The sequence below is a fragment of the Paenibacillus radicibacter genome, from assembly GCF_024721995.1.
Lineage (GTDB): Bacteria > Bacillota > Bacilli > Paenibacillales > NBRC-103111 > Paenibacillus_AM > Paenibacillus_AM radicibacter.
Genome location: NZ_JANQBC010000018.1, coordinates 36,692 through 60,199, shown reverse-complemented (window position 1 = coordinate 60,199; position 23,508 = coordinate 36,692). Strand labels below are relative to the sequence as shown.

Here is a 23,508-nt window from a genome sequence, read left to right as displayed (position 1 = left end):
TAACTTGTTTGGTGACGATGGCGAAAGGGAACCACACGTACCCATCTCGAACACGACCGTTAAGCCTTTCAGCGCCGATGGTACTTGGACCGCAGGGTCCTGGGAGAGTAGGACGTTGCCGAGCAAAAGAGAAAAAGCTGTTACTCTTAGGAGTAGCAGTTTTTTTGTGTTTTCGAACGGGGCTGCTCAATAGAAAACCCTCGAGTCATTCCACTAAAGTAGTGAAGAGCTCGAGGGTATTTTTCTATTGCCCACATCATAAGCCTACTGCAAATAACAAGAACTATCTCGTGCACTAATCTTAATTAGTCCTTCTACTTTGTAAGGTTTACTACGCCATAACACCCATAGTCGTGGAAGCATGATCCATAAATGAATATATAATAAGTTCAACGCATGTACCCCTCCAAGCCATGGGACCGTTATTGCGATCATGAACAGTCCGATTGCGAGTAAATGAAGTTGGATTTTAATAATTTTTTGCAAAGGCGTATAGCCATCAGGTAGTAATCCACACCAGTAAATACCGAACTTGAAGCTCCAAATGCCTTTGGTTGGACTCCAGATGAATGTTCGGTAACATTGTGTTATCACAATATGAAGCACAAAGACCGCAGGATAGCATATGATGTAAGGAAGCGCCCGGTTTTGGGTGAGGTTCCATAAGAATAAAAGTAAAAATAATAAGGCGAATAGTAATTCGAATATCAGATGATGGGGTATTTTTTTGACTAAACGGTAACTGTATATGGTTGATTCCATGTTGAGCCTCCATGACAAACTATATTTCTATATCGGTATATAGGGATCAAAATATAAGTTTAAAAGCTTCTAAATCGGAAATACTGATAGTTAAAAGAGTAGGGGGGATATTGGAATGGAAGAGTTCGAAGAAATGAAAGAGCTGAAAGAAAGCGAACAAGTGCTAGTGGAGATGCCAATGTGTATCATATGTTCGCAAGCGAAACCTGACGGAATTTTTATTTTATCTGAATTTATATGTGATGATTGTGAATCTGAAATGGTCAGAACCGATGTGATGGATGAACGGTATCCTTTTTTTATCGGACAATTGAAGCAGAATTTAATTCTGAAAAATGCATAAATGAAGCGATGGAATCGCATCTGAAGGCTTCTGAGCAGGAAGCTTTTTTGTTTGCTTATTATCACTTATAATAATGGAACTAGATGATAAAGTAGGTGGACGCGCAAGTGAAAAGTCGAGCGCCTCTGTTTGATAGATTAGTAGAACATGCTCAAAGTAATCTGATATCGCTTCATGTACCGGGACATAAGTTTGGTCAGGGACTAGAAAGTGAAGCAGCTGCCTATTACAGTGATGTGATGGCAATTGATGCAACAGAAATTACTGGAATGGATGACCTGCATCACCCTGAAGAGTCGATTCTTGAAGCACAGCAGCTCGCGGCAGCATGTTTTGGTGCGGGAGAGACTCATTTTCTAGTTGGTGGCAGCACAGTTGGTAACTTGGCAATGGTTATGTCTCTTTGCAGACCGGGAGATATTCTCATTGTTCAGCGCAATGTGCATAAGTCAGTCATTCATGGATTAATGTTAGCAAGTGCGCAAGCTGTATTTGTAGATCCTGGGTATGAAGAGGAAAGTGGACGAACTTTAGGTGTGGATATCCAAGATATAAGAGAAGCACTAGAACGTTATCCACAAGCAAAGGGTGTACTCCTTACGAATCCGAATTATTATGGAATGGGCATTGACCTACGGGCTATGGCTGATATGGTGCATGATTATGACATACCATTGCTTATTGATGAAGCACATGGTGCACATTATGGATTTCATGCTGACTTACCTGAGTCGGCACTAACTGCTGGCGCTGATATTGTTGTGCAATCAACCCATAAGATGTTATCAGCGATGACAATGGGGGCTATGCTCCATATTCAAGGTACCCGCATCGATCGGAGAATCATCAAGCAGAGATTAGCGATGCTGCAAAGCTCTAGTCCCTCTTATCCTTTAATGGCATCAATTGATTTAGCTCGCCTAGAGATAGACACAAGAGGTGAACAATTAATTGGGCAGGGTCTTGAGGTAATCCATTATTTTTGCAAGCAGATGAGTAAGTACCCAAGGTTTCGGATTTATCAGGGGGATGGGTCGTATACTCAGGATCCTTTTAAAATAACGGTGACAGATACAAGTCGGATCTTAAGCGGTCCAGCACTTGCGCAAGCATTAGAGCAAAGAGGCTGCTATCCAGAGATGTCAGACCTTAACCATGTGTTGCTGCTGTTCACACTCCATTCAACGATGGAGGACGCAGAGCGAGTGGTACGAGCATTCGAAGATATGGAAAGTGAGATGAATGAAGCTATCCATGCTATAGATGAAACAACATGTCAATTAGAGGCGAAGAGAGTAGAGTCCCTACGTATTAACAAGGAAAATTCGATTCGTCTATCTCAGCCTGTCCAATTTGATTCTTTCCCTATATTCGAAGAGCAATATGAGATAGTTGAATTATCTCAAGCGATTGGTAGGAAATCTGCAGAGATGATCATTCCATATCCACCGGGTATCCCGATTGTGTATACAGGAGAGATTATCACCAGTGATATTGCTGCCTATATCCAGCTGTTAATAGAAGCGAATGTTCGAATTCAAGGATCTGAAGTCGGTAATACAAGAATGGTTAATGTAATTAAATAATAGCTAGAGTGTATTCAAAAAGTTAAACGAAGAAGAATGAGGGTGTTGGAGGAGCGTAGCGTTCGCCTTTGAAATCATGAAAATACCATTAAATAAATTCAAAATTCATGATTGAGACAGTGACCGGAAGCACCCTCATTTTTCGCAGTGATCCACCTTTTTGAACACACTCGAACGTCAGCAAGATTCGGAAGGGGTTAACGATTGTGAACAAAGGGTTGTTTATTACATTTGAAGGCGGAGAAGGGGCAGGAAAGACGACAGTTATTAAAGAGGTCGCTGCTCATTTGGAAGCGCTAGGGATAGAAGTGGTATTAACAAGAGAGCCTGGGGGTATTCAAATCTCGGAGAAGATTCGTACCATTATTCTTGATCCGGTGCATACGATGATGGACGGACGTACAGAAGCTTTGTTGTATGCAGCAGCGCGTCGTCAACATTTAGTCGAGAAAGTCATACCTGCACTGGCTAACGATCAAGTTGTGCTGTGTGATCGATTTATTGATAGCAGTCTTGCTTATCAAGGTCATGCTCGTGGGCTAGGTATGGATGAAGTTTATAGCATGAATCAATTCGCGATTGATGGCTGTATGCCAGATATGACCATCTTTATGGATGTAACGCCAGCGGTTGGACTCGCGAGAATTCATGCGAATGCAAGTCGTGATGTGGATCGACTGGATATGGAGACGAATCATTTTCACGATAAAGTGTATGAAGGCTATCAGATCTTACTGGATAAATACCCGAATCGGATTGTAAAAGTAAATGCAGAGCGTACACCGGATAAAATCTGTGCAGAGGTCAATCAGCTGATCATGAACAAATTGAACGAAGTAAACACATTAAATTAAATGTAAAACACCTCAATATGAGGTGTTTTTTAATAGGATTAATTTTATTGTAAGATTCTTTAATATTTAGGTACGAGCAGGTTGGAGCAAATGGGCTGGAGTGGAGTATAATATATAAAACAGGATAAATGCAGGATTATTCCTGTTTGATGTCTAATTTATATAGATGTAGGCACAATTATTGGTAACAGGGATTATACGTAAGCCAAAACGGCTATTATCTATTATAATGAAAGGACGGGATATCCGTGAAACTTCTTGTCGCTGTGGTTCAAGATAAAGACAGCAATCGCTTATCCAATGCATTAATAAAAGCAGGCATTCGTGCAACTAAATTAGCATCTACTGGCGGTTTTCTAAGAGCAGGTAATACCACTTTTATGGTAGGTGTTGAAGATGAACGTGTACAGGAAGTATTCAAGATTATTCAGACCAACTGCAAAGTTCGCGATCAGCTTGTAACGCCCGTTTCACCAATGGGAGGAACAGCTGACTCTTATATTCCGTTCCCAGTTGAAGTACAGGTTGGTGGCGCTGCCGTATTCGTACTTCCGGTTGAACGATTTGAACACTTTTAAATCCACGATTATTAGCAGATATAAGGAGTGTTCACGTTGAAAATTAATCCGGGATGGGGACCAATAGGCAAGAATGTAAAAGTGAATGACAACATGGCTCCTCCGCAGGCTGCTGTTCGAAATTTTGGCGATGTGCTCAAAAGGCAGGACGAGGTAACGAGTAAGGAACAATTAAGTCGCCTAATCCACCAAATCAATCAGCAAGGTGATCGTCTAGCGAAAGCGATGACGGTTCGAGAGCTTTTGCAATATAAGCAGTTTGTGAAACAATTTCTTGAAGAAACGGCTAGACGGGGTGTTGTGCTGAAGGATACCCGAGGTTGGGATCGTCGAGGACGTGGTAAGCGTTATAAGATTCTCGATGAGATCGATCAAGAATTGCTTGCAATGGCAGATGAACTGCTAGATACCGAGCAAGGAAGAATTGAATTATTACAGCGTGTTGGAGAAATCCGCGGCATGCTGGTGAACTTATTATTCTAAACCTGTCACTTGTGACAATAGCACTGGAGAGAAAGATGTCTTTTAATCAAATTCAAGGTCAACAATTCGCGAAACGTATCTTACAGCAAAGTTTAAGGTTAGATAAGATTTCGCATGCTTATATATTCAGTGGGCCTGTGGGGACTGGTCGTAAAGCGATGGCAGTCACACTTGCTCAAGCTATTTTTTGTGAAAATATGAAAGACGATGCTTGCGGGCATTGCTTAGAATGTCGAAAAGTTGAGCATGGTAATCATCCGGATTTGCATATCGTTGAGCCTGATGGAGCATCGATTAAGATTGACCAAATTCGTGAATTACAGAAGGATTTCGCTTACCGCGCAACAGCAACCACAACAAGTACGAAAATCTACATGATTCATGCTGCTGAGAAAATGACGACACAAGCATCCAATGCACTTCTAAAATTTTTAGAAGAACCTACATCACGAGTCGTTGCTATTCTCATTACCGAAAATGGACAAGCCTTGCTCCCTACGATTCAATCGCGCTCGCAGTGGATTACGTTTAATCCGATGGCACGTGATGAGATGATCGCAAAGTTGCTAGCCGATGGGCTTCCTGCCCATTTGGTACATCCAGCTTCCTACCTCACAGCAGGAACTGAAGCTGCAAAACAACTGATCGAAACAAATTGGTTTGCAGAAATCAGAAACGTAGTGATACAATTAGCAAGGGAAACAATGACGAGGTTTCCATCTTCCTTTGTAACCGTAGGACAGAAATGGACGAAGTCTGAGCTAGGCGATCATGCAGGGACGATGTTCGATTTACTTATCCTATGGATCAAAGATATGGTACAACTATGTGTAGGGCATAAAGACAAGCTCGTTTATATAGATCAGATGGAATGGATGACATCTCTAGCTTATAGCCGGAGTTCGGCTGCTTGGATTAGGATGTTAGAGAAAGCAGTGGAATTGCAAAAGCGATTACGCTTTAACGCAAACCCACAGCTCGTACTAGAGAAAATGTTGGTTGTGATGCAGGGGGTGTAACATGTATTCGGTCGTTGGTGTCCGTTTTAAGAAGGCGGGTAAAGTATACTATTTTGATCCGCTCGATTTTGATATAGACAAAGAAAGTTCTGTAATTGTAGAGACAGCAAGAGGCGTTGAGTATGGTAAAGTCGTAATCGGCAAAAAAACGGTACAAGAAAACGATGTGGTGTTACCACTCAAAAAGGTAATCCGAATTGCGGATTATACAGACGCTAAACTCGTTGAAGAGAATAAGAAAGCAGCGAAAGACGCATTCTCTATATGCCTTGATAAAATCAAAGAGCATAACTTGCGAATGAAGCTGGTTGATGTGGAATATACGTTTGATCGCAACAAAATTATTTTTTATTTCACAGCTGAAGGTCGTGTTGATTTCCGTGAATTGGTGAAGGATCTAGCATCCATCTTCCGCACGAGAATCGAACTTCGTCAAATTGGTGTGCGAGATGAGGCGAAGATGTTAGGTGGGATTGGTCCATGTGGCCGTGTGCTATGCTGTTCGTCCTTCTTGGGTGATTTTGAACCTGTATCCATTAAGATGGCGAAGGATCAGAATTTATCACTTAACCCAACCAAAATTTCAGGACTATGTGGTCGCTTGATGTGCTGCCTCAAATATGAGCATGATAATTATGAAAGCGCCAAAGATTCGTTACCGACAGTAGGTAGAATGGTTGTCACCTCTTACGGGAACGGTAAAGTGTTAGCTTTAAATATGGGTGATCGTACAGCGAAAGTACATCTTTTTGATCTAGGTAAAGTACTCGATTTACCTTTTGATGACGTTGTTGAACAAGATGGTAGTATTTAAGATTTACAGATGCGAAATGCACTGAGGTGAGACAGTGGATAAACAAGACATTTTTGCACAGATCCATCAACTTGAAGAACAAATGGGCATGGCTTATGCGGATTTAAGTGCGCTGAAACAACGGGTTATTCTACTGCTAGAAGAGAATCAGCGTTTAAGCATCGAGAATCAGCAGCTCCGCAAAGTGCTCAAGGAAGTGGATGAAGAAACACCTGTTACTGAGGTTGCTGGAACGAAGGAACCTGTTGTACCGACAAGTGGCGGGGGTATAGATAATTTAGCCCGCTTGTATCAAGAAGGGTTCCACATCTGCAACGTGTATTACGGACATCTTCGGACAGAAGGAGATTGTCTGTTCTGCTTGTCTTTTCTTAAAAAGTAGATGCCGCAGAGCTCTCATTTTCATCGAGAGCACCTGCGGTTTTCTTTTTTGTAAATATAGAAATGAAGGTTTAGGTTGAACAATCAAGGAGGCTATTTACATCATGGTTAAAGAAGTTGTACTCCACCCGTCAGAACGAGTGGATGATTTATTAACACACGGACTAGGGATTATTCAAAGTGAAGAAGTGTTTGCGTTCTCTTTGGATGCTGTGCTGCTTGCGAGATTCTGCTCGGTCCCGACGAAGGGGAAGATTATTGATCTATGCTCAGGTAACGGTGTCATTCCACTTCTACTGTCAACGCGGACGAAAGCTCATATTACAGGTGTGGAGATTCAAGAGCGTCTAGAAGATATGGCACAGCGTAGTATGGAAATGAATGAGATGGGTGAGCAGATTCGAATGGTATGTGGTGACTTGCGTACAACCCATCATGAACTGGGTCATGGCGGGTATGATCTTGTAACGGTGAATCCACCTTATCTGCCTGTATCAGAAGGGGATCAGAATGAGAATGCGCATTTTTCTGCAGCTCGTCATGAAGTGCATTGTACATTAGAGGATGTTATCTCTGTGTCGGCGAAGCTTGTACGCTCTCGTGGGAAGTTTGCGATGGTACACCGTGCAGCACGTATTGTAGATATTATGACGCTTATGCGGAAGTATAGGATCGAACCGAAGCGTGTGCGTTTCGTCCATTCCAGAATTGATGAAGAGGCGAATATGATATTAATTGAGGGTATGAAAGATGGTAAGCCAGAGGTTCGCATGCTCCCTCCATTAATTGTCTATAATGATGAAGGCAGACAATATGGTCCAGAGCTTGAAGGTGTGTTTGGCGGAAAGAAGGAATCTTTATGAATATCCAAAAAAGTTATAAAGACGGGGGAGCGTGCGGAACGCTCTACCTCGTTGCTACGCCAATCGGCAACTTAGAAGATATGACGTATCGAGCTGTCCGTATCCTAAAAGAAGTACAGATCATTGCAGCTGAAGATACAAGGCAGACACGTAAGTTACTATCCCACTTCGAAATCTCACCTGCACGATTGTTCGCTTATCATGAGCATAACAAGCAGAATTCGGGTCCTGAACTTGTTCGATTGTTATCTGAGGGTCAATCCATAGCGCTTGTAAGTGATGCAGGGCTTCCGGCGATCTCTGATCCAGGTTATGATCTTGTGTGCTTAGCTGTGGAAAGTGATATTCCCATTGTGCCGATTCCTGGAGCGAATGCAGCCTTGTCTGGACTCATAGCATCAGGTCTACCTACTGAGAAGTTTACGTTCATTGGATTTTTGCCACGTGAGAAGAAAGGTTTAATGAAGGAACTGGAACGCTTGAAGCTGCTGCAAGAGACATTGATTTTCTATGAAGCACCACATCGAGTGGAGAAGACACTGAAGGCGATGATAGAAGCGTGGGGGAATCGACGTATTTGCTTAGCACGAGAGCTCACGAAGAAGTATGAGGAATTTGTTCGCTGTACACTTGAAGAAGCGATTGCTTATTTGGAAGAACATGCACCACTAGGTGAGTATTGTATCGTCGTAGAAGGTTACACAGGTGATGACGCTTCGGGTGTTGCCGGAAATTCACAGTGGTGGGCTAGCTTGTCCATTGAGGAACATGTGGAGCATTACGCTCAAACTTCTGGGAATAAGAAAGAAGCGATTAAGCTTGCTGCGATTGATCGTGGTGTACCGAAGCGGGAAGTCTATAATGCACTACATGAATAATCGTAAATACGCGGAATAAAAAAAAGATATCTCTAATTGCGAAGCGTGCAGCTCGCATTTAGAGATATAAAGGAGTATGAAAAAGGTTAGAATTACCATAGGAAATGTTGATAGTTCTATTATATACTATTTTTCTTATTTTGTCACAGGTACTGGCATTTCTGATAAACAAATATGGCAAACAATTTTTCCCTTGAAGTATGTAACGTTTTCCGCATTGCCACAGAAGATACAAGCAGGCTCATATTTCTTAAGCATGATGCGCTCGCCGTCTACATAAATTTCAAGAGCGTCTTTTTCCCCAATACCTAGCGTACGACGAAGCTCGATTGGAATAACAACACGGCCCAACTCATCAACTTTACGAACAATTCCGGTAGATTTCATCATATGTATAAATCCTCCTGTAATATAAAAAAAGTTATGTAATCGTCAACTTTCGACATTCTTTTCATTAGTTATAATACCAACGATTCCCAAAATAGTCAACCACTTTTTGGGGCAAAATCGTGAACGTATACGTACTACAATCTAGCAAATCCGCAAGGTCCTTGATATAAAAGGGATTATTAGAGTTTTTATTGAACTAATGAATATATATGAAATTATACTTGAAAGATTCGTGATTGAATAATGGTCATTATTGGTAACTACAAATTAATATTATTCGACAAAATCCATAACTAATTTGTCGAATCGATAGAGAATTGAGGGGAGGCTTCGACATGAAAGAGGAAAAAGTGTTCAAAGATCCTGTCCATAAGTACATTTACGTGGATGATGAGGTGATCTGGAATCTCATTAATACCAAAGAATTTCAGCGTCTTCGTCGAATTAGACAACTGGGTACATCCTTCCTAACATTCCATGGAGCAGAACATAGCCGCTTCTCTCATTCGCTGGGCGTATATGAGGTTACTCGCAAAATTATTTCGCAGTTTGAACGTAATGGATATGAGGACTGGCCGCAGGAGGAACGATTGGTTTGTTTGTGTGCAGCACTATTGCATGATATTGGACATGGACCTTTCTCTCATTCCGTCGAGCGTGTGTTTGGTACACACCATGAAGATTGGACATGTCGAATGCTCCTTGAAGATACAGAAGTACATGCAGTGCTTGCGCAGGTGTCTCCTCATTTTCCACAATCAGTTGCCAGTGTTATTTCTAAGACATACCCACGCGAAGTTGTCGTCGCACTCGTGTCTTCTCAGCTTGATGCAGATCGGATGGATTACTTGCTGCGGGATGCCTATTTTACAGGGGTCAATTACGGCACGTTCGATTTGGAACGAATTCTTCGTGTGGTGCGTCCGTACAAAGGTCACATCGTCGTGAAGGAAAGTGGCATGCATGCGGTGGAGGACTATTTAATGTCTCGTTATCAGATGCATTGGCAGGTGTACTTCCATCCTGTAACCCGAAGTGCAGAAGTTATTTTGAACAAAATATTTGAACGAGCACATGCTTTATATGAAGAAGGATATTCGTTTGGATTCATGCTTCATCCACTGGATAAGCTATTTTGTAAAAAGCTGACTTCAGCGGACTACTTCCTATTAGATGAGTCATTTATGCAAACGGTACTTATGTGCTGGACACAAGAGCAAGATGAGATACTTGCCGATCTATGCAATCGCTTCTTGCATCGTAAATTATTTAAATTTATTACGATCGATCAGCCGAATAATGAGGTTCTCAATTTGATGCAGGAGATGTTAGAGGAGTGTGGATTTGATCCTGCTTATTATTTTGAGGTGGATTTCCCATCTGATCTTTCTTATGATATATATCGTCCAGGTCAAACTGAGAAATTGCCGATCTTGTTACTTAATGAGGTTAATGGATTAACGGAAATATCCGAAAAATCGGAGATAGTTCGCTCAATTTCTGGCCTTCATATGGGAAAATGTCACATCTATTATCCCGAGGAAATGCTGGCTCGTATCGATGAACATCGACGTAAACAGTTTCAAGAGTGGTTTGGAATTTAAAAGATAATTGATTTATTTAATGAAGTAAAGGAGTTTATTAATGATGTTAACTGACACACATACACATATGGATGCATCTGCATTTGAGGAAGATCGAGATGAGGCGATTCAGCGCGCATGGGATGCTGGTGTGACTCGAATTGTGAATATTGGCTTTAACCGCGAAACGATTCCAACTACGATGGCACTCGCTGAAAAATATGATTTTGTATACGCAGCTGTAGGTTGGCATCCACAAGATGCGAAGGATATGCTTCCAGAGGATTTAGAGTGGATCGAGGAACTATGCAAACATCCGAAAGTTGTTGCAATCGGTGAGATTGGACTTGATTACTATTGGGATACGTCACCGAAGGATGTACAGGATCGCGTATTCCGTGAACAAATTCGTCTTGCTCGTCGTATTGGGAAGCCAATCATTATTCACAATCGTGATGCCCATCAGGATACGCTGAAAATATTAAAAGAAGAAAATGCCGCCGAAGTCGGCGGCATCATGCATAGCTTCTCTGGCTCATGGGAAACCGCCAAAGAATGCTTGGATATGAATTTCTATTTATCATTCGGCGGACCGATCACATTCAAGAATGCGAAGCAGCCTAAGGAGATAGTCGCGCAAGTTCCGCTAGATCGTCTGTTAATCGAAACCGACGCTCCTTATCTAACTCCACATCCGTTTCGTGGAAAGCGAAATGAGACGGGCTATGTGCGTTTAGTTGCTGAGACAGCTGCTGAAATTCGCGGATTGAGCTTAGAAGAACTGGCTCAAATTACGACGGATAACGCAAATCGCTTATTCGGATTCAAGTAGTCGCTCCCAAGTACGGCGTTTGATTACACGCAAGAAGAAGGCAATTACAGCAAATGTAAGAAGCGGGACAATGGCATGTAACCATTGTTCAGAGCGAATAGAAATTACAATTGTAAGTACTACCGTTGGTATAGCTAAGGTATAGATCATAATGCTGATTACAGCACTTGCCTGTCTAACAGCAGATAGAGGATACATGCTTAGCCAGAACGAGTAGCGGTGCGCTTCATTTAACGTACTGAGTTGAACGGCAGATAATAATAATGTGATTGCCGAGGCGATCATTCGGACAGTATCACTCGACACGATTGTCGTAATGGCGATGCCGATAATTGTCGTACGTAGGAACATGCCAAGTAGATCGGATCGCAATAAGGTTTTGGTAAATAAATAGCTTTGAGCATAATGGGCTGTGAATGGGTAGAAGTTAGTTACCCACGCAGCCCATTTGCGTGCCTTCATTTGAAAAGGCAGCTGCGGCACGTCGATGAAGTATGAGAAGAAGCGGTAGTGCCTCCGCTTCGCTGCTTCCTCTCTTGCGATGAGCGTCTCCCATCCTACGTGATAACGTGGGACAAGCCGCAGCGCAAGCATCCATACTGCTACCGCGCCGATCAGAAGCGGCGCGGTCCAGAATCCCCCTTGACTAAGTAGTAGGGGGATGAGTACCGCTGCGCCCAGCCAGCGCAGCAAGGAGCTGACCGCGCGCGCTCGTGCGGTCACCATCCGGCTCTCCTGCCATGCGGAGAGCAGAAGAGCCAGCTTGGCCAGCAGTAACAGGCCAAGCACGAACCACAGCGGCTGCGCAGTTGTGGCAGCTACTTGGCGATAAAGTGGCCATATCGCAAGTAACCCAAGTAGCAGCCGAATGCCTTGTACGATGAAGCTGTAGCGAAGCGATGAACGGAAATAGTCATTCATTCGTCCTTCCATCGGAAGTAAGAACATGCGATCCGCTTCTTGCATATACGTTCGGATCGGACTCGGCGCAAGCAGAGGAAGAAGCACAATTGTCGAAATCCACATATAGGGGAAATCTGTCGGAATATCATTTAAGATGCGCAGATAATAATAGGTAGAAAGAATAAAGAGTAGGAACACGTAGCCGACGAAATTACTACGGAGCACGAACTGCCAGTACTTCATTGCTTCCTGGCTGAATGCCTGTCGGCGGCGTTGCCATAACGCCTGCATGTTCATCCGCGATTCTCCTCTCGGGTAATATAATAATAGAAGAGATCATCTAGAGACATTGGTTTATTTGCTAGATTTGCCCCGCCAGATGAACTCGCTTGTTGTCGTAATTCCTCTAAAGTTCCCTGGGCTGCAACTTGTCCGGCGTGAAGGATGACGAAACGATCACAGTAAGATTCAATTGTTGCCAAAATATGCGACGATATGAGGAATGACGCTCCATCCTGCCTTAATCGATCCATCGTTTCCAGTAAGGAGCGCATTGCAAGCGGATCAAGCCCCAAGAAAGGTTCGTCAATAATGTAGAGCGAAGGTTGGATGAGTAAAGCATTCATAATCATAACCTTCTGCTTCATCCCTTTAGATAATTGGGTGGATAAGCTGTTTTTCTTATTTTCCATCCGAAATTCTTGCATGAAGTGTGCTGCTCGCTGTTCAAATTCATCTCTTGGGATATTGTATGCCATCGCTGTTAGCTCCAAGTGCTCCCAGACTGTAAGTTCTGCATAAAGTTCAGGTGTTTCAGGAACAAAAGCATATGATTTACGATAAGCTTCTGTGTTTTCTTCGAGTGATTGTCCATTTATAAGCACGCTTCCTTGTTGGGGAAGCATGAGCCCCAGAATGTGTTTAATCGTCGTGCTTTTACCCGCACCATTGAGTCCGATTAAACCAACCATTTCTCCTTTTTTTACAGAAAATGTAACGTCCTTAATGATCGATTTACCTGGTAAATATCCACCATATAAATTCGCAATTTGAAGCATGTCCTTCATAAGTCCCACCTACCTGTTCGTTGGAAGTAGTGCGCTAGAATTAGGGTGTTAAATCCAAATTATTGAGCTAAAAAAGCGCCCTTTTTACTCAAAATAGTAACATTAACCAATAAAAATGGCAAAAACAAGAGCTTTTGAAAGATAAAAAGGGTTAAAATCAATTAATAAGTAAGTTTTACCAATAAAAATGATAAATTTAGCCAAATTTGATCGAATACTTCGCTTTACAGCTTCAAAAGTTCAAAGTAATATTCTTGTCATATAACTTAAATACGATCATTCAATTTCTTATCGCTGAGTTTCCATATTGGGAAACGGGGGAACCGCTGTAAAAACTGGGACTAATGTAATAGTCACTGTCGTAGCAGAAACAATTGGGGTGAATCTTTGGAAGTAAGATTAACATAATGTTAACCCTTATGTGCCAAAGTAGGGCGACTCTCGCGCCCGAATCCGTCAGCTAACCTCGTAAGCGTATTTTTGAGAGGAAATCATTGTCGTTGTCTTGTTTGCACATGTGTGTACAGGGACCAACGGGAAGATTTCTCTTCCTCTTGGTCTCTTTTTAGTTCACAAAACTTGGATTAGCAGAAGTTTGTCTTTTGTATAATCATAACCGTGATGAAGGAGGGGATGAGGAAGGTTCGGACATTCTGGTCATAAGGATGGGTCGAATTCACGGACAGTCATATAAAAATAAATCTAATAAGTCGCGTCAATTCTTATCATACGTAACTCTCGACGGCGAGGCTTTGAAGGAGGACCGAAGAAGTGGGAAACATCTCAGAGAAAGAGACCCATGTAAAACGATCATCCAGCATGTCCTTCGTAATGCGATGGAAGCGTGAAAACTTGCGTTTGATCTCAACGATATCAATTATTTCATTCGCTATGACTTTCATGTTTTTGGTGTTGTTATACGGTACGGCTACCAAGAGCGTATCCGTAGTTGTGAACGGACAAGAAACCATTGTTAAAACAAAGCAATGGGTCCTAAAACGCCTACTGGATGAACAAGCTATTCGGGTTGGAGAACACGATCGAGTTTCACTTGCCCTTGATTCAAGAATTAAAGAGGGTCAGAGGATTATTATCGACTATGCATCACCAATTCAGATAACAGCAGATGGAGAAACCGCAACTGTGTATACTGCCGCTAAAACGGTGGGAGAAGCATTGAATGAATCCAATATAAAACTAGGTAATCTCGATCGCACAGTACCAGCACTGGAACAAGCAGTTGCTGTTGTAGCAGGTATTGAAGTGATTCGAGTGCGTAAGGAAACAGAACAAGTTACAGAGAAAATTCCTTACGAAACTGTGAAACAAAATGAAGCCAAGCTTACCAAAGGGAAAGAGCAAGTCGTTCAAAACGGTAAAGAAGGCACAAAAGTGAAGCAGATGGAAAAGGTGTATGAAAATGGCGTGCTCGTTGCAAGTAATATTGTTGATGAGTCTATTCAATCGCCAAGTATCATGAAGGTTATTGCGATCGGAACGAAGAAAGAAGTTACCACACTAAGTGCAAGTAGTGCAGATAGTTCGGTTAAAGGTAAGAATTTCGCAGCTAAACAGATATTGAACAATGTATCGCTCACTGCATATTCTGCAGGTGATGGCGGTAAATCTAAATCAAGCCCTTATTATGGGATGACAGCCTCTGGTACAAGAGCTGCTGAAGGAAGAACGATTGCCGTGGACCCTAATGTTGTTCCATTAGGATGGTGGGTGTACATCGAAGGCATTGGATACCGCCGCGCTGAGGATACAGGCAGCGCTGTAAAAGGTTTAACAATGGATGTATACTATGAGAGTGCAGATTATGTGAACCGTTTCGGTCGTAAACGGGGATATACCGTATATGTAATAGGACCTAAAAAGCCGGAGACCGAGTAAAATTACCGATTTTGGGAAAATTATTGTATACTTCATAGATGGATAATTGCAAAGAAGAGGGAGCCCCCTCTTCTTTTTGTGCGTATAGAGTAATTTCTTTCAGACGGGAGAGGGTAGGGATGATCAAAGAAATCATCGTTGTGGAAGGCAAAGATGACACAGTTGCGATCAAACGTGCTGTAGATGCGGAGACGATTGAGACAGGAGGATCTGCAATCAATCGAGCGATTCTTGATCGGATCGCGTTAGCACAGCAAAGACGGGGTGTTATCGTGTTCACAGATCCTGACCACGCAGGGGAACGTATTCGCAAAATTATTTCGTCCAAAGTTCCGGGATGTAAGCATGCCTTCCTACCAAGAGAGCTTGCAGAGTATCGTGGGGACATTGGTATCGAGAATGCATCACCTGAAGCGATCCGCACCGCGCTTAAACAAGTGAAGACAGAGTATGCAGGAGCAGTCTCGGAACTCACGATAGAGGATTTGGTAGAGGCAGGTATGCTCGTCCATCCACAAGCGGCAGCAAGACGCCTGGAAGTGGGCAAAATTCTCGGAATAGGGTATTGTAATGGAAAACAGTTTCATAAACGCTGTACCGCTTTCCAAATTTCTCGTGAGGAATTTGAGGCTGCAGTTGAACTTATTGATAAAAGAGGGTTGTAAATGAACAATCAGAATCAGACGACACATGAAGGTGTAGGTACACCGAGTAGAACGAATCAGATTTTAAAAAAATATGGCTTAGTGATGAAGAAGAGCTTAGGCCAGAACTTCCTAACGGATCCGAATATTTTACGTAAAATTGTAAACGCTGCTGGATTATCTTCCAGTAAGGGTGCGCTTGAAATTGGTCCAGGGATTGGTGCATTAACGCAGCCGCTTGCACAAACCGCAGGCAAGGTTGTAGCTTTGGAGATTGACCAACGCTTATTGCCAATCTTAGAAGAGACGCTAGAGCCATATCCGAACGCATCTGTCGTACATGGCGATGTGTTGAAACAAGATCTATCCGGGATATTTGAGGAACACTTCAAAGATGTTGACAGTGTAAGCGTAGTTGCTAACTTGCCGTATTACATTACGACACCAATCATTATGAAATTGTTAGAGGAAAAGCTACCTCTTGAGAATATCGTAGTCATGATTCAGAAAGAAGTTGCGGAACGTATGTCGGCGAAGCCGGGCGGTAAAGAGTACGGATCGCTCTCCATTGCTGTTCAATATTATTGTGACGTTGAGATTGTCTGCATCGTGCCTCGTACCGTATTTGTACCTGCACCGAATGTGGACTCTGCTGTTATTAAATTAACACTTCGCGGTAAGCCGCCTGTTGAGGTGGAGGACGAAGACTTCTTCTTCGATGTCGTGCAATCTTCATTTACACAGCGTCGCAAGACGATCTACAACAACCTCGGCGCACGCTTCTTCTCCAAGGAGACGAAGAAAGAGCTTGAAGCGATATTACTATCCAGCGGTATTGAGCCGAATAGACGTGCAGAGACAGTGAGCATCAGCGAGTATGCGGATCTAAGTAAGCAGCTTCGTGCCTACCTCAATCAAGTTAAACAATAGTCATGTGCGGATAGGCACCTATTACGCCCAAAAGCCATAGGATAAACTCTAAGGAGGGGGATTCTGTGATCAGGCAGGGTGACCTAGTTAAGAGGAAGTCATATGGCGGAGACATCATTTTCCGAGTTCAATCAGTGGATCAAACCAATCAGCGGGTTATCCTGCGAGGTGTTGATTATAGACTGCTTGCAGATGCACCCGTTGCGGATCTTATAGAAGTCAAGTCAGACCAGTTCGTGGACTCATCGCGGTTTCATTCACCGCAAACTGTTGAGCCGATGCGTAGATTAGTGCGCGAGCGTATGGCCATGTATCGGGAGCAGAGCAGTACACCCTTAAAGGGACAGCAGGTCGGAAATTTTTATTTTGAAGTCCCAGGGAAGGTGCTCCATCTAGATGGTGATCCGCTCTATTTGCGTAAATGCATGACCATGTATGAGGACCTGCATATTCCAGCCCAAGGGCTTCATATGCAAGAGTCGCAAATGGCGAGTGCACTGGAACGGTTATTGCCACAAGTGAAGCCGGATATTGTAGTTGTAACCGGTCATGATGGGTTTATTAAGAATCGTTCGGATCTCGATATTTATGCGTTGTCTTCTTATAAGAATTCCGGGCACTTTGTCAAGGCAGTTGAAGTGGCTCGTAATTATGAACGGAATCGGGATGCACTTATCGTCGTAGCTGGGGCGTGTCAGTCTCATTTTGAGGCACTGCTGAGTGCAGGTGCGAACTTCGCCTCATCCCCTGCAAGGGTACTCATTCACGCTCTAGATCCGCTTTTTATTGCATCTAAAGTGTCCTACACACCTTCGAAGAATACAGTATCCATGCTAGAGCTAATGGAGTCTACAGTGACCGGGTTAGAAGGTTTAGGTGGTGTAGAGTCCAGAGGCTGTCATCGAATGGGACTTCCAAGATTGGAAAAAATTCCGTCTCAGAAGCCACTATCTGTTTAAGCTGTGCATGTTAACACAATCGGATAAAGAAGAACACCAGAGATAAGTTTCTGGTGTTTTTTGTCGTCTAATGTATAAAAATTACTACAATTACAAAATATAAAGTCGATTCAACAGAAATGTGAGAAGTATCGTTGACAACCCGTTTACCTCGCTGATATAATATTTAGCTTTGTTTGACAAGGGACACGCTATCGGTTATAATCAAATGGAAAGAGGTGGTATTCGTAATGGCAAAGAATGCTCTACTCGAAATCAAACGTAGTCTTGAACCTCATGTTGGTCAGAAGATCATGTTGCGTGCGAACGGTGGCCGTCGTAAAACCATTGAACGCTCTGGTGTGTTAGAAGAAACCTATCCATCTGTTTTCATTGTCAAATTGGACGAAGAACAACAATCGTTCAAGCGCGTATCTTATAGCTATGCAGATATACTGACTGAGTCCGTAGAAGTTACCGTATGTGATAATGACGGGCAAGTCCGAATTACCTATATACAGAATTAAGAAGTAAGCTTACTTGTGAGCTTACTTTTTTTTGTCTAGTTGAGGCATTCAAGCTGGAATGAGGGTTTAACGACTTGTACATACTAACGTTACTTTATAGATAAAGGAGGGCATGAATTTTGGCTCGTAGACGCAGTGTCATGTCAGAACAATTCAAGTATGAATTAGCGAAGGATTTAGGCTTTTATGAAACGGTTGAAAAAGAAGGCTGGGGAGGCATTCGCACGAAAGATGCAGGCAATATGGTCAAGCGTGCAATCCAAATTGCTGAAAATGCGGCTTCCAAAGGTTATAAATAATGAGTGGTTTGAACGATCTAGCTAAAGCGCCATGGTGCTTTAGCTTTTCTTATGGGCTTTTGCTATAATAAGATCAAATATTATTGGGCAAACGCATAGGTAAAGTAGGTGAATCGATGAAAGTATTTGAAAAAGCGCCCGCAAAAATTAATTTGTCACTTGATGTTTTAAGTAAACGAGCTGATGGTTATCATGATGTAGAGATGATTATGACAATGGTGGATCTTGCTGACCGTATTGAGATGCAGGAACTGCCGCGTGATACGATTATCATCTCATCACAAGCTGGGTACATTCCACTCGATGAGAAAAACTTAGCCTTTCAAGCTGCAAAACTTATTAAAGATCATTGCGGTGTGAAGAAGGGTGTATACATACATTTGGACAAAAAAATTCCTGTTGCTGCGGGACTTGCAGGAGGAAGCAGTGATGCAGCTGCAACACTTCGAGGACTAAATCGTCTATGGGGACTTGGTCTTGGGACAACAGAGTTGCAAAAGCTAGGTGAGAAGCTGGGGTCGGACGTTCCTTTCTGTGTGACAGGGGAAACAGCTATTGCCCGTGGGCGTGGTGAAATTCTAGAGCCTATCGAAAATCCAATTCAATGTTGGGTCATCCTGGCGAAACCACCGATCAACGTATCGACTGCCGAAGTGTATGGTAAATTGGATGCATCGAAAATTGTATCTCATCCTTCCACGCAGCGTGTTGCAGATGCGATCAAGTATAAGCAGTTCGATGAACTGTGTCAGGGTCTTGGCAATGTGCTTGAAGAAGTGACATTGGATTTGTACCCAGAGGTTCGACACTTGAAAGAGTGCATGCAAAAGTTAGGTGCTGATGGGGTGCTCATGTCAGGCTCTGGGCCGACTGTGTTCGGTCTGGTTTCGAAGGAATCCAAAGTAGCAAGGATTTATAACGGACTGCGCGGTTTCTGCAAAGATGTGTACGCAGTAAGGATGTTGACTTAAGAAAGAATGGGGTGCTTCCAGCATCCCTTTTTTGCTAATTCGGAAAGCTTGTATAAACACGGATAAAGATGGTATATTTTGATTATAATATTCGGATTTTAGGGGGTGCGGCATGAAAAAGTTAAAAAGAAGCGCCAGATTGGTTGAGATGACGCAGTATTTGCTCTTTCGTCCACATACACTCATACCTTTAACGACTTTTGCTGAACGCTACAATTCCGCTAAATCTTCGATTAGTGAGGATTTAACGATAATAAAAGAAGTTTTTGAGGAAGAGGGACTTGGCGAGCTAAACACAATGGCAGGAGCAGCAGGCGGTGTGAAATTTATACCGAAATTGCGTAAAGATGCTTCGCTGCAATATGTCCAGAAGGTTTGTGAGGATTTAAGACAGCCTGATCGGATTTTGCCGGGTGGATATCTATACATGTCAGACATTCTGGGTGAACCGGCGATCTTGAATGAAGTCGGCAAAATGTTTGCAACGATTTTCGCAGAGAGCGGCGCTGATTGCGTGATGACGGTGGAGACCAAAGGAATTCCACTTGCTTATGCAGTGGCATCTTATCTCAATGTACCGGTCATTATCGTTCGACGAGATAATAAAGTAACCGAAGGTTCGGTCGTATCGATTAACTATGTTTCGGGATCAAATAAACGCATTCAGACGATGTCCTTATCAAGACGTGCACTGAAGGAAGAATCTAAGGTGCTTATTATTGATGACTTCATGCGTGCGGGTGGTACGATTCAAGGGATGAAGGATTTGCTTAAAGAGTTTAAAGCTAGTGTAAGTGGTGTTGGCGTATTCGTTCAATCCGGTGAAGTAGAAGAACATTTGATTGAAGATTTCGTATCGCTGGCTAAACTTTCGGGTGTGGACTCTAAAACAAAGCAAATTATTGTGGAACCAGGTAATTATTTTTATAGTAAGTCATAAAAATAGCGGTTTATTCGTAAGGGTTTGAGCGCTGGAAATAGCGGGAAAACTGTCGAATAAACGCTATTTTTAATAGCAAATGTCGAATAATAATTAATTTGCAATTTATTTTTAATTTTTAAGCAATTTGCTAGTTTTTCTTGCAGGAATTTAAATTGAAATGTTGAAATATACACCAAGTCTTCGATAGAAAAAAGGTGGTGAGCACAGTGCAAATTACAGATGTTAGACTTCGTCGGGTCAACTCCGAAGGAAGAATGAAAGCGATTGCTTCGATTACGATTGATAATGAATTCGTAGTTCACGATATTCGTGTTATCGATGGTAACAACGGTATGTTCGTAGCAATGCCAAGCAAGCGTACTCCAGATGGAGAGTTCCGAGATATAGCCCACCCGATTTCTTCCACGACTCGTGAGAAGATTCAAGCGGCAGTGCTAGCGGAATACGATCGCGCAGCAGCGGAAGAAGAAGTTATCGAAGAAGGCGCGTAATAGGTTGGATGAGAACGAGAGCCCAGTTGGGCTCTCTTTTCTTTTGAATCGAATTAAGATATATTGGTTGTGAATCGGATTTAAGATCGTGATAAAAAAAGGGGTTGTTGAATTTGAGTCTGTATGCGGTTGTACTAGCGGCAGGGCAAGGGAAACGAATGAAGTCTAAATTGTATAAAGTGTTGCATCCCGTATGTGGCAAACCAATGGTCGGCCATGTCGTAGATACATTAAATGAGATAAAAGTAGATCGTACGTTTGTTGTTGTCGGGCATGGGGCGGAAGCTGTGCAACAATATTTAGGCGAAGGTTTGGAATATGCACTACAAGCCGTACAGCAAGGTACGGGTCATGCAGTTCTTCAGACGAAGGAGCTACTAGCAGGTCTTGCGGGCACGACAATTGTCATTTGCGGTGATACGCCGCTTGTGAAGGCGGAAACTTTGCAGACCATGCTTGAGCAGCATCATGCCGAACAAGCAGCAGCGACGATTCTAACAGTCGATATGCCGAATCCAGCAGGATACGGACGAATTATCCGCGATGAAGCGGGTCATGTCTTGAAAATTGTAGAGCAGAAGGACTGCACACCAGCAGAAGCACTGATCTCTGAAATTAATTCAGGCACGTATGTGTTTGACAATGCGAAGTTGTTCGCGGCACTAGCAGAGGTGAAGAATGACAATGCACAAGGTGAGTATTACTTAACAGATGTGCTGCACATTATGAAATCAGCTGGTGAGAACGTGCAAGCTTATTTATCAGATGATGTTAAAGAATCTATTGGTGTGAATGATCGTGTACTGCTAGCAGAAGCAGAGCGCTATATGCGTGAGCGTATTAACCTCAGTCATATGGTAAATGGCGTTACGATCATTGATCCTGAACATACGTATATTGAAAAAGATGTGAAGATCGGCGCGGACACTGTGCTATTACCGGGTATCATGCTTCGTGGAGAAACGGTCATCGGAGAAGATTGTGTAATTGGGCCGGAAACAGAGATTACGAATTCCAAGGTAGGTAATGGCGTTGAGATTCAGAAATCCGTTCTCCTTGAAGCAGAAGTTGGTGACGAAACGCATGTTGGACCATTTGCTTACCTACGTCCAGGAGCGAAGCTTGGTAAAGGCGTTAAGATCGGTGATTTTGTTGAGGTGAAGAATGCAACGATTGGCGATAACTCGAAAGTATCCCATCTAAGCTATGTAGGTGATGCAACAATCGGTTCGGATGTGAACTTTGGTTGCGGCGCAATTACAGTGAACTATGATGGCTTTAACAAACACAAGACAGAAGTAGGCGATGGTTCATTCATTGGTTCGAACGTCAATCTAATTGCACCTGTTAGAATTGGCAATCGCAGCTTTGTTGTCGCAGGCTCCACGATTACACATAATGTGAATGATAATGACCTTGCGATCGGACGTGTACGTCAAGAGAATAAGGAAGGGTACGCTGAAAAAATGCGTAACAAATTAATAGCACGTAAGAACAAATCTTAATATTCATCAAGAACAGGTTACGCTGCACAAGCAGTCGTAACCTTTGTTTGCAAGGAGGACAATCAATGAAATGCTTTATCGGGTTAGGTAATCCAGGTGGGCAATATGAGGATACAAGGCACAATATCGGATTCATGGCGGTTGATCACTTTGCAAAGAAGTGGAACATCGGACCTTTCCAGAAGAAATGCAAAGGCTTGCTTGCGGAAGGGCATGTAAACGGGCAGAAAGTGTACTTGCTCAAACCTTTGACCTATATGAACCTGTCAGGGGAATCACTGCGCGCCTTGATGGATTTTTATAAAATAGATATCGCGGATGTTGTTGTTCTGTATGATGACTTGGATACGGAGTATGGTAAGATTCGTCTTCGTTATAAAGGAAGTGCCGGCGGACACAACGGAATTAAGTCCATCATTGGTCACACGGGGACACAAGAGTTCAATCGAATGCGGATTGGGATTTCAAGACCGCAGCCAGGAAGACAAGTTGTAGATTATGTGCTGCAGTCGTTCAGTAAAGAAGAATTTAAGCAAATGGAGCCCATATTGGACAAGCTCAGTGATGCAATGGAGTATTCACTTGCGAATGATTTTGAGCGAACAATGGCTAAATTTAATGCTTAATTCATATGGGGTGTAACAAATTATTAGATGAATGCCTACTTTCTGAGGAAATGGTCATACTAGGAAGTAATATGATCTCAGAAGGAGGCATACTATTTAGATGACAATAAAGTATATGTGCCCTCATTGCCAGACGAATCTTGGGGAAATTCAAGGTTCTGCTGTGACGGAATATCAATTGGGTTTCCATTTCTTGACCCCAGAAGAGCGCAGCGATATAATATCGTATGACTTAGATGGAGATGTAACGGTTCGGGTCGTGTGTGATTATTGTAAGGAAGCGCTTCATACGAATCCGGAGTTGTCCCTAATTGGCAACCCTTTGCAGTAATCATCGTTATTCACGGTCTAAAATTTCAAATAAACATAGCCAAGGCCTTACGCCTCGGCTTCTTTTTGTGA

General features: G+C 42.8%; 28 protein-coding genes, 1 rRNA gene and 1 riboswitch. Of the genes, 25 read left to right on the top strand and 4 right to left on the bottom strand.

Translation table 11 applies throughout. The annotated features are described in order from the left end of the window. Positions 1-7: 7 nt before the first annotated feature. Positions 8-124 (top strand): 5S ribosomal RNA (gene rrf, locus NV379_RS24965). Between the two features lie 140 nt (positions 125-264). On the opposite strand, the gene NV379_RS24960 is transcribed toward rrf, so the two are convergent. Next, positions 265-762, bottom strand: coding sequence for a hypothetical protein (locus NV379_RS24960; protein ID WP_258210063.1), 498 nt, complete (start codon positions 760-762; stop codon positions 265-267). Between the two features lie 172 nt (positions 763-934). Here NV379_RS24960 and NV379_RS24955 point away from each other — a divergent pair, with 172 nt between their 5' ends. From NV379_RS24955 to rsmI, 10 genes are all read left to right on the top strand, one after another. Beyond that, a complete protein-coding gene (locus NV379_RS24955; RefSeq protein ID WP_258210065.1) occupies positions 935-1,105 on the top strand; it encodes a sigma factor G inhibitor Gin in 171 nt (56 codons plus the stop codon). Positions 1,106-1,212: 107 nt separating this feature from the next. Continuing rightward, the gene (locus NV379_RS24950; protein ID WP_258210062.1) at positions 1,213-2,691 is read left to right on the top strand and encodes an aminotransferase class I/II-fold pyridoxal phosphate-dependent enzyme; all 1,479 of its coding nucleotides are present in this window, start codon (positions 1,213-1,215) and stop codon (positions 2,689-2,691) included. Between the two features lie 206 nt (positions 2,692-2,897). After that, complete coding sequence (tmk, locus tag NV379_RS24945; RefSeq protein ID WP_258210061.1) at positions 2,898-3,545, top strand: dTMP kinase; 648 nt, start codon at positions 2,898-2,900, stop codon at positions 3,543-3,545. A 248-nt stretch (positions 3,546-3,793) separates the two neighbouring features. Then, on the top strand, positions 3,794-4,123 hold the full coding sequence (gene darA, locus NV379_RS24940) for a cyclic di-AMP receptor DarA (RefSeq protein WP_258210060.1): 330 nt from the start codon (positions 3,794-3,796) through the stop codon (positions 4,121-4,123). A gap of 36 nt (positions 4,124-4,159) precedes the next feature. Further along, positions 4,160-4,606: a YaaR family protein gene (locus tag NV379_RS24935; RefSeq protein ID WP_258210059.1), complete on the top strand. Its 447-nt coding sequence runs from the start codon at positions 4,160-4,162 to the stop codon at positions 4,604-4,606. A 35-nt stretch (positions 4,607-4,641) separates the two neighbouring features. After that, complete coding sequence (gene holB / locus NV379_RS24930) at positions 4,642-5,625, top strand: DNA polymerase III subunit delta' (protein ID WP_258210058.1); 984 nt, start codon at positions 4,642-4,644, stop codon at positions 5,623-5,625. A gap of 1 nt (position 5,626) precedes the next feature. Next, complete coding sequence (locus NV379_RS24925) at positions 5,627-6,439, top strand: PSP1 domain-containing protein (RefSeq protein WP_258210057.1); 813 nt, start codon at positions 5,627-5,629, stop codon at positions 6,437-6,439. Between the two features lie 34 nt (positions 6,440-6,473). After that, positions 6,474-6,821, top strand: a complete 348-nt coding sequence (yabA, locus tag NV379_RS24920; protein ID WP_258210056.1) for a DNA replication initiation control protein YabA — start codon at positions 6,474-6,476, stop codon at positions 6,819-6,821. Positions 6,822-6,924: 103 nt separating this feature from the next. Then, positions 6,925-7,683 carry a tRNA1(Val) (adenine(37)-N6)-methyltransferase gene (locus NV379_RS24915; protein WP_258210055.1) on the top strand — a complete coding sequence of 253 codons (759 nt, stop codon included), beginning with the start codon at positions 6,925-6,927 and terminating at the stop codon, positions 7,681-7,683. After that, positions 7,680-8,561, top strand: coding sequence for a 16S rRNA (cytidine(1402)-2'-O)-methyltransferase (gene rsmI, locus NV379_RS24910; protein ID WP_258210054.1), 882 nt, complete (start codon positions 7,680-7,682; stop codon positions 8,559-8,561). The genes NV379_RS24915 and rsmI overlap by 4 nt, the downstream gene beginning before the upstream one ends. A 135-nt stretch (positions 8,562-8,696) precedes the next feature. Here the strand turns inward: rsmI and NV379_RS24905 are convergent, their stop codons facing one another. Next, on the bottom strand, positions 8,697-8,951 hold the full coding sequence (locus NV379_RS24905; RefSeq protein WP_258210053.1) for an AbrB/MazE/SpoVT family DNA-binding domain-containing protein: 255 nt from the start codon (positions 8,949-8,951) through the stop codon (positions 8,697-8,699). A gap of 335 nt (positions 8,952-9,286) precedes the next feature. On the opposite strand from NV379_RS24905, the gene NV379_RS24900 reads away from it, so the two are divergent. Together NV379_RS24900 and NV379_RS24895 are read left to right on the top strand one after the other, a co-directional pair. After that, entirely contained in the window at positions 9,287-10,555 is a 1,269-nt protein-coding gene (locus NV379_RS24900; protein ID WP_258210052.1) for an HD domain-containing protein, read from the top strand. Between the two features lie 43 nt (positions 10,556-10,598). Then, a complete protein-coding gene (locus tag NV379_RS24895; protein ID WP_258210051.1) occupies positions 10,599-11,366 on the top strand; it encodes a TatD family hydrolase in 768 nt (255 codons plus the stop codon). On the opposite strand, the gene NV379_RS24890 is transcribed toward NV379_RS24895, so the two are convergent. Beyond that, positions 11,349-12,566 carry an ABC transporter permease gene (locus NV379_RS24890; RefSeq protein WP_258210050.1) on the bottom strand — a complete coding sequence of 406 codons (1,218 nt, stop codon included), beginning with the start codon at positions 12,564-12,566 and terminating at the stop codon, positions 11,349-11,351. The genes NV379_RS24895 and NV379_RS24890 overlap by 18 nt on opposite strands. Next, positions 12,563-13,336 (bottom strand): ABC transporter ATP-binding protein, encoded by a 774-nt coding sequence (locus NV379_RS24885; protein ID WP_258210049.1) that lies wholly within the window; start codon positions 13,334-13,336, stop codon positions 12,563-12,565. Before NV379_RS24885 ends, NV379_RS24890 begins: the two co-directional genes overlap by 4 nt. 282 nt (positions 13,337-13,618) lie before the next feature. Then, a riboswitch (cyclic di-AMP (ydaO/yuaA leader) is annotated at positions 13,619-13,828 on the top strand. A gap of 279 nt (positions 13,829-14,107) precedes the next feature. On the opposite strand from NV379_RS24885, the gene NV379_RS24880 reads away from it, so the two are divergent. From NV379_RS24880 to NV379_RS24825, 12 genes are all read left to right on the top strand, one after another. Then, positions 14,108-15,232 carry a resuscitation-promoting factor gene (locus NV379_RS24880; RefSeq protein WP_258210048.1) on the top strand — a complete coding sequence of 375 codons (1,125 nt, stop codon included), beginning with the start codon at positions 14,108-14,110 and terminating at the stop codon, positions 15,230-15,232. Between the two features lie 119 nt (positions 15,233-15,351). Further along, positions 15,352-15,897, top strand: coding sequence for a ribonuclease M5 (rnmV, locus tag NV379_RS24875; RefSeq protein WP_258210047.1), 546 nt, complete (start codon positions 15,352-15,354; stop codon positions 15,895-15,897). Further along, positions 15,898-16,806 (top strand): 16S rRNA (adenine(1518)-N(6)/adenine(1519)-N(6))-dimethyltransferase RsmA, encoded by a 909-nt coding sequence (gene rsmA / locus NV379_RS24870; protein WP_258210046.1) that lies wholly within the window; start codon positions 15,898-15,900, stop codon positions 16,804-16,806. It begins immediately after the preceding gene. 68 nt (positions 16,807-16,874) lie between these two features. Continuing rightward, entirely contained in the window at positions 16,875-17,765 is an 891-nt protein-coding gene (gene yabG, locus NV379_RS24865) for a sporulation peptidase YabG (RefSeq protein WP_258210064.1), read from the top strand. 230 nt (positions 17,766-17,995) lie between these two features. Then, complete coding sequence (gene veg / locus NV379_RS24860; protein WP_258210045.1) at positions 17,996-18,271, top strand: biofilm formation stimulator Veg; 276 nt, start codon at positions 17,996-17,998, stop codon at positions 18,269-18,271. A 140-nt stretch (positions 18,272-18,411) separates the two neighbouring features. Then, a complete protein-coding gene (locus tag NV379_RS24855) occupies positions 18,412-18,570 on the top strand; it encodes a small, acid-soluble spore protein, alpha/beta type (protein ID WP_373426167.1) in 159 nt (52 codons plus the stop codon). A gap of 116 nt (positions 18,571-18,686) precedes the next feature. Further along, positions 18,687-19,541: a 4-(cytidine 5'-diphospho)-2-C-methyl-D-erythritol kinase gene (ispE, locus tag NV379_RS24850; RefSeq protein ID WP_258210043.1), complete on the top strand. Its 855-nt coding sequence runs from the start codon at positions 18,687-18,689 to the stop codon at positions 19,539-19,541. Between the two features lie 112 nt (positions 19,542-19,653). Beyond that, positions 19,654-20,481: a pur operon repressor gene (gene purR / locus NV379_RS24845; protein WP_258210042.1), complete on the top strand. Its 828-nt coding sequence runs from the start codon at positions 19,654-19,656 to the stop codon at positions 20,479-20,481. 209 nt (positions 20,482-20,690) lie between these two features. Next, a complete protein-coding gene (gene spoVG, locus NV379_RS24840) occupies positions 20,691-20,975 on the top strand; it encodes a septation regulator SpoVG (protein ID WP_036655543.1) in 285 nt (94 codons plus the stop codon). A gap of 113 nt (positions 20,976-21,088) precedes the next feature. Continuing rightward, on the top strand, positions 21,089-22,480 hold the full coding sequence (glmU, locus tag NV379_RS24835; RefSeq protein WP_258210041.1) for a bifunctional UDP-N-acetylglucosamine diphosphorylase/glucosamine-1-phosphate N-acetyltransferase GlmU: 1,392 nt from the start codon (positions 21,089-21,091) through the stop codon (positions 22,478-22,480). 65 nt (positions 22,481-22,545) lie between these two features. Beyond that, complete coding sequence (gene pth / locus NV379_RS24830) at positions 22,546-23,106, top strand: aminoacyl-tRNA hydrolase (RefSeq protein ID WP_258210040.1); 561 nt, start codon at positions 22,546-22,548, stop codon at positions 23,104-23,106. Positions 23,107-23,206: 100 nt separating this feature from the next. Beyond that, entirely contained in the window at positions 23,207-23,437 is a 231-nt protein-coding gene (locus NV379_RS24825) for an anti-sigma-F factor Fin family protein (protein WP_258210039.1), read from the top strand. The last annotated feature ends 71 nt before the right edge of the window (positions 23,438-23,508 follow it).

What these genes read in the sequence shown, in the direction of transcription:
- NV379_RS24960 (WP_258210063.1), bottom strand. Translation starts at nt 762, where the DNA reads ATGGAATCAACCATATACAGTTACCGTTTAGTCAAAAAAATACCCCAT.
- NV379_RS24955 (WP_258210065.1), top strand. Translation starts at nt 935, where the DNA reads ATGCCAATGTGTATCATATGTTCGCAAGCGAAACCTGACGGAATTTTT.
- holB (WP_258210058.1), top strand. Translation starts at nt 4,642, where the DNA reads ATGTCTTTTAATCAAATTCAAGGTCAACAATTCGCGAAACGTATCTTA.
- NV379_RS24925 (WP_258210057.1), top strand. Translation starts at nt 5,627, where the DNA reads ATGTATTCGGTCGTTGGTGTCCGTTTTAAGAAGGCGGGTAAAGTATAC.
- NV379_RS24915 (WP_258210055.1), top strand. Translation starts at nt 6,925, where the DNA reads ATGGTTAAAGAAGTTGTACTCCACCCGTCAGAACGAGTGGATGATTTA.
- rsmI (WP_258210054.1), top strand. Translation starts at nt 7,680, where the DNA reads ATGAATATCCAAAAAAGTTATAAAGACGGGGGAGCGTGCGGAACGCTC.
- NV379_RS24905 (WP_258210053.1), bottom strand. Translation starts at nt 8,951, where the DNA reads ATGATGAAATCTACCGGAATTGTTCGTAAAGTTGATGAGTTGGGCCGT.
- NV379_RS24900 (WP_258210052.1), top strand. Translation starts at nt 9,287, where the DNA reads ATGAAAGAGGAAAAAGTGTTCAAAGATCCTGTCCATAAGTACATTTAC.
- NV379_RS24895 (WP_258210051.1), top strand. Translation starts at nt 10,599, where the DNA reads ATGTTAACTGACACACATACACATATGGATGCATCTGCATTTGAGGAA.
- NV379_RS24890 (WP_258210050.1), bottom strand. Translation starts at nt 12,566, where the DNA reads ATGAACATGCAGGCGTTATGGCAACGCCGCCGACAGGCATTCAGCCAG.
- NV379_RS24885 (WP_258210049.1), bottom strand. Translation starts at nt 13,336, where the DNA reads ATGAAGGACATGCTTCAAATTGCGAATTTATATGGTGGATATTTACCA.
- rnmV (WP_258210047.1), top strand. Translation starts at nt 15,352, where the DNA reads ATGATCAAAGAAATCATCGTTGTGGAAGGCAAAGATGACACAGTTGCG.
- rsmA (WP_258210046.1), top strand. Translation starts at nt 15,898, where the DNA reads ATGAACAATCAGAATCAGACGACACATGAAGGTGTAGGTACACCGAGT.
- veg (WP_258210045.1), top strand. Translation starts at nt 17,996, where the DNA reads ATGGCAAAGAATGCTCTACTCGAAATCAAACGTAGTCTTGAACCTCAT.
- NV379_RS24855 (WP_373426167.1), top strand. Translation starts at nt 18,412, where the DNA reads ATGTCAGAACAATTCAAGTATGAATTAGCGAAGGATTTAGGCTTTTAT.
- ispE (WP_258210043.1), top strand. Translation starts at nt 18,687, where the DNA reads ATGAAAGTATTTGAAAAAGCGCCCGCAAAAATTAATTTGTCACTTGAT.
- purR (WP_258210042.1), top strand. Translation starts at nt 19,654, where the DNA reads ATGAAAAAGTTAAAAAGAAGCGCCAGATTGGTTGAGATGACGCAGTAT.
- pth (WP_258210040.1), top strand. Translation starts at nt 22,546, where the DNA reads ATGAAATGCTTTATCGGGTTAGGTAATCCAGGTGGGCAATATGAGGAT.
- NV379_RS24825 (WP_258210039.1), top strand. Translation starts at nt 23,207, where the DNA reads ATGACAATAAAGTATATGTGCCCTCATTGCCAGACGAATCTTGGGGAA.